This window comes from Streptomyces sp. NPDC002446 (genome assembly GCF_053595675.1).
On record NZ_JBSFYC010000167.1, the window covers coordinates 1 to 1,406 of the forward strand.

The following is a 1,406-nucleotide window of genomic DNA, read 5'->3' on the forward strand; positions in this document are numbered from 1 at the left end:
AGACCGGCCTTGACGCACTCGTCCAGGAAGACGGAGTTGAGCACGATCCGGGCGGCCGGATTGAGACCGAAGGAGATATTGGACAGGCCCAGCGTCGTCTGTACGTCCGGATGCCGGCGCTTGAGCTCCCGGATGGCCTCGATGGTGGCGATGCCGTCGCCCCGGGACTCCTCCTGACCGGTGCAGATCGTGAACGTGAGGGTGTCGATGAGGATGTCCGACTCGCGGATCCCCCAGTTCCCCGTCAGGTCGGCGATCAGCCGCTCGGCGATGGCGACCTTGTTCTCGACGGTGCGGGCCTGGCCCTCCTCGTCGATGGTCAGCGCGATCAGCGCCGCCCCGTGCTCCTTGGCGAGCTTGGTGACCTTGGCGAAACGGGACTCGGGGCCGTCGCCGTCCTCGTAGTTGACGGAGTTGATGACCGCGCGGCCGCCGAGCTTCTCCAGACCGGCCTGGATGACGTCGACCTCGGTCGAGTCCAGCACGATGGGCAGCGTGGCGGCGGTGGCGAAACGGCCGGCCAGCTCCTCCATGTCGGCGACGCCGTCGCGGCCCACGTAGTCCACGCACAGGTCGAGCATGTGCGCGCCCTCGCGGATCTGGTCGCGGGCTATCTCCACACAGTCGTCCCAGCGGCCCTCCAGCATGGCCTCGCGGAACTTCTTCGACCCGTTGGCGTTGGTCCGCTCGCCGATCGCCATGTACGACGTGTCCTGACGGAACGGCACCGTCTGGTACAGCGACGCCGCACCCGGCTCGGGCCGCGGGTCACGCGGTGTGGGCCGGGTGCCGCGGACCCGCTCCACGACCTGCCGCAGATGCTCCGGCGTCGTACCGCAGCAGCCGCCCACCAGCGACAGCCCGTAGTCGGTGACGAACGTCTGCTGCGCGTCCGCCAGCTCCTCGGCAGACAGCGGGTAGTGCGCGCCGTCCTTGCCGAGCACCGGCAGACCCGCGTTGGGCATGCACGCCAGCGGGATGCGGGAGTGCCGGGCCAGGTAGCGCAGGTGCTCGCTCATCTCGGCCGGGCCGGTGGCGCAGTTCAGGCCGATCATGTCGATGCCCAGCGGCTCCAGCGCCGTCAGCGCCGCGCCGATCTCCGAGCCGAGCAGCATGGTGCCGGTGGTCTCGACGGTCACCGAGCAGATCACCGGCAGGTCCACCCCGGCCGCCGCCAGGGCGCGGCGGGCGCCCAGGATCGCCGCCTTGGTCTGCAGCAGGTCCTGCGTCGTCTCCACCAGCAGGGCGTCCGCGCCGCCGGCGATCATGCCCTCGGCGTTCTGCTGGTAGGCGTCGCGCAGCGTGGTGTACGGGGCGTGGCCCAGGGTCGGCAGCTTGGTGCCGGGGCCCATGGAGCCGAGGACGTAGCGCTGCTGGCCGGTCGAGGCGGTGAACTCGTCGGCGAC

The 1,406-nt window shown here is 70.6% G+C and carries 1 protein-coding gene; it reads right to left on the bottom strand.

All coding sequences use genetic code 11. The features are described from left to right. Window positions 1-1,406 (bottom strand): homocysteine S-methyltransferase family protein (locus ACWD6P_RS37005; protein ID WP_451448610.1); only part of this gene is annotated, 1,406 nt, incomplete at both ends.